At 71.5% G+C, this 3,608-nt stretch carries 3 protein-coding genes; all 3 read right to left on the reverse strand.

Going from position 1 to position 3,608, the window contains the following annotated elements; translation table 11 throughout:
• A partial coding sequence (locus J1C73_RS31180; RefSeq protein WP_207319309.1) for a hypothetical protein occupies positions 1–819 on the reverse strand: 819 nt, incomplete at its 3' end.
• Positions 820–877: 58 nt separating this feature from the next.
• On the reverse strand, positions 878–2,449 hold the full coding sequence (locus J1C73_RS31185) for an FAD-dependent monooxygenase (RefSeq protein ID WP_207319310.1): 1,572 nt from the start codon (positions 2,447–2,449) through the stop codon (positions 878–880).
• Positions 2,450–2,538: 89 nt separating this feature from the next.
• Positions 2,539–3,525, reverse strand: a complete 987-nt coding sequence (gene rarD, locus J1C73_RS31190; RefSeq protein ID WP_207319311.1) for an EamA family transporter RarD — start codon at positions 3,523–3,525, stop codon at positions 2,539–2,541.
• Positions 3,526–3,608 lie beyond the last annotated feature (83 nt).

A 3,608-nucleotide genomic window follows, 5' to 3' on the forward strand; every position in this document is an offset into this window, starting at 1 on the left:
TTCGCCGTCACCGGCCGGGCGGGGGCCGTCTCCCGCCTTGATCTCCGTGGGGACGGTGAGCGCCGCCGACGCCCGGCCGGTGACGGCGAAGTCCCAGGTGGTGCCCTTGGCGGTGATGTTGTCGACGTAGGTGTTCAGCGTGCCGTTCGGGTCGCCGAGCCGGCCGATGTTGGCGATCACTCCGTACGCCCCCTCGCACGCCGTGACGAAGTGCGACAGCGGGGCGTCCCCGCCCGCCGGGATGCCCGCCACGGCACGCGAGGTCCGCATCACGGAGTCGCCGGTGAGCCGGTACTTCTGCCAGGTGTCCGGCTCCAGTGCCGCGCCCTGCGTGTCCGTGTTGTGGCCGGGTTCGAACGACAGGGTGGTGAAGCCCCCGCAGGACGCCGGGAACTGCAGGTTGGCGCCGATGTTGGTGACGCTGGAGCCCTCGGACGCCGTGTACGCCCAGTACGAGACGCCCGCGTCCAGCAGCGGCTGCATCGGTTCCGGCGTCCAGGTCGAGTTGAAGTAGTGGGCGGCCTGGGCCTGTTGTCCGGCCGCGATGGCCAGCCGCAGGCTGCCGTTCAGGTGGACCGGATCGGGCTTCGGGGAGACCGCCTGGACCCCCGGCTCCCGGTCGGGGGTCGTTTCCTGGAGGCGGAGCCAGGGGCCGTTGGGGCCGAGCCCGTCCTGATGGACGGTCCGCACGGTGTCGTCCGCGACTGCGGTGGGAGCGATTCCGCAGGCGAGGACGGACACGGCGGACAGGGCGGCGGTGGCGGTCGCGGTGCGCAGAAGCGTGCGGGACGTCCCGGACGCGCGCAGGGGTCGGGTCATAAGATGTGAGGAAAATATAAGCAGCGGGTCATCAGGGGGATGACCCGCTGTGACGCGCTCAAGCTCGCTCCAATGCCGCACCCTTCAGGTACTCGGCGACGGCCCGGTGGTCCCCGGCCGGGGCGATGAGGCCCACGTGGTTGTCCGGGCGGATCAGTACGAGTACGTCCTCGTCCGGCGCGATGCCGTACGCCGAGCGGGCCCGGCCGTCGTCGTCGGACAGTGCGCCGTGCGCTGTGCCTCCGGCCGAGCCGTATGCCCCGTCCACCGTGTGCGCCCGCAGTTCGTCGCCGTGGGCCGCAGCCGCCTCCCGCAGGGCCCGTGCGGTGCCCGCGCCGAAGCCGAGCAGGGTGAAGTGCGGTCCGGCGAAGGTCTCGAACAGCCGGCGGGGCGCACCCGTGGCCGCGTCGCGGCAGGGTGCGTCCGGCGCGCGGTCGCCCGCGCACAGCCGGGCGGTGCCGCCCGCGGGGGCCAGGGAGCTCCAGCGGTAGCCGTCCCCCAGGCCGTAGGTCTGCGGGGTGATCGCCGAGTCCAGACCGCCGCCCGGCTCCTTGATCGCCTCCAGCGTGGCCCGCAGCCGCTCCGCGGTGATGTCCAGGGTCCGGGCGGCGATCGGCAGCCGCTCCTCCTCGTACGTGTCGAGCAGCTCCGGCGCCGCCCGGCCGGTGGCGACCCGGGCGAGCTTCCAGCCCAGGTTGTACGCGTCCTGGATGCCGGTGTTCATGCCCAGCCCGCCCGCGATGGCGTGCACGTGCGCGGCGTCACCGGCCAGGAACACCCGGCCCACCCGGTAGCGGTCCACCATGCGCTCGTTGACCCGGTAGGCGGAGAGCAGGGTGGCCTGCGAGAGATGGCCGCCGGGCAGTCCGGAGTGCTTGGCGAAGAGCCGCTGGAAGCTCTCCAGCGACGGAGGTACGGGGCGGCCGGCGGCGTCCGTCTCCGGGGCGGCCTGGAACCACCAGCCCGACCGGGTGCCGGGGATCGGGCAGAGCATCACGCCGCCGTCCTCGTCGAACCACTGGTGCCAGATGCCGCGGTCCGGCCCCTCCGCCTCGACGTCTCCGCAGACCATCGACTGCTCCTCGTCCGTCTTCCCCTCGAACGGGACGCCGAGCAGTTTGCGCACCGCGCTGTGGCCGCCGTCGCAGCCCACCGCGTACCGGGCCTCGATCTCCCGGCCATCTGCCAGGGACGCCGTCACGGAGTCGTCGCCCTGGGCCAGCCCCACCAGTTCGGCGCCGAGCTCGACCCGTACGCCGTACTCCGCGAGCCGGGCGCGCAGGATCTCCTCCAGCCGCCACTGGGCGATCAGCCAGGGCCGGTCGTAGGGGGCGTCCGGCATCGGGCGCGCCGCCGCGAACGGGTCCGCGTCGGCGATGACTTCCCCGCCGCGGTACTTGCGCATCGGCAGCGGCGCCGATCCGGCGGCCAGCACCTGCTCGACGACACCGAGGTCCTCCAGGACCTCCAGGGAACGCGGGTTGGGGCCCTTGGCCCGGGAACTGCGCGGGAACTGCGGGGACTTGTCGATGATCCGTACGTCGATGTCCCGCCGGGCCAGATCGACGGCCAGGGTCAGGCCGGTCGGTCCGGATCCTACGATCAGCACGGTGGTCGGGGGCTTGGGCATGCGCACTCCTCGGTTGCCGGTTCGCTTGGACTTCATGGAAACGTAACCGAGTTAAAAAAGCAACTGGGTAAATAGTTGTGGAGTGTGAGTCAGGGTGTCGGGGTCGTCACCGCGGAAGGGGAAGCGGAACCGTCCGCGGCGGGCTTGGCCGACTTCGCCGCGGCCTGTCGCGCGGCCAGTGCCCGCATCCTCGTGCGCCGCGACGTCCGCAGCGCGTCCCAGGTCAGCAGTGTGAGCGCGAGCCAGACCAGGGCGAAGCCGGCCCACCGCTCGGGCGGCATCGCCTCGTGGAAGTACACGATCCCCAGGATGAACTGGAAGACCGGTGCCAGGTACTGGAGCAGGCCGAGTGTGGAGAGCGGTACGCGGATCGCCGCGGCCCCGAACAGGATCAGCGGCCCGGCCGTCACCACTCCCGTCGAGGCGAGCAGCGCCACGTGACCGGCGCCCCCGGAGAGGAAGGTCGACTCGCCCAGCGCGCCCAGCCACAGCAGATAGCCGAGCGCGGGCACGAACACCACGGCGGTCTCGGCCGCGAGCGACTCCAGGCCGCCCATGTTGACCTTCTTCTTCATCAGGCCGTACGTCGCGAAGGAGAACGCCAGGATCAGCGAGATCCACGGCGGCTGCCCGTAACCGATCGCCAGGACGAGCACCGAGGCGGCGCCGGTGCCGACCGCCACCCACTGCACGGGACGCAGCCGTTCGCCCAGGAGCAGGACGCCCATGGCGATGGTGACCAGCGGATTGATGAAGTAGCCGAGGGAGGCCTCGACGACGTGGCCGTGGTTCACCGACCAGATGTACAGGCCCCAGTTGATGCTTATCACGATCGCGGCGACGGTGATCAGCGCCAGCTTCCGCGGCTGCCGCAGCAGTTCGCCGATCCAGGACCAGCGGCGCAGCACGAGGAGTGCGATGCCGACGACGCCGAGGGACCAGACCATGCGGTGGGCGAGGATCTCGACCGCACCGGACGGCTTCAGCAGTGGCCAGAAGAGCGGGACCAGGCCCCACAGTCCGTAGGCGGCGAATCCGGACAGGAGCCCGGCCCGCTGTTCGTTTGTCCCCTTCACGGGCCCTCCTGGCAGATGTGCGTCGACGCTTCGTCAGCCAGACGAAGGTAGCGCCGACCGGGCCCGGTGTCATTGCCGTATCG

It is taken from the genome of Streptomyces laculatispora (assembly GCF_017353455.1).
In the GTDB taxonomy this organism is placed as follows: domain Bacteria; phylum Actinomycetota; class Actinomycetes; order Streptomycetales; family Streptomycetaceae; genus Streptomyces; species Streptomyces laculatispora.

Excerpts from the sequence above, each read along its gene's own strand:
- J1C73_RS31185 (WP_207319310.1), bottom strand. The coding sequence starts at position 2,449 with ATGCCCAAGCCCCCGACCACCGTGCTGATCGTAGGATCCGGACCGACC.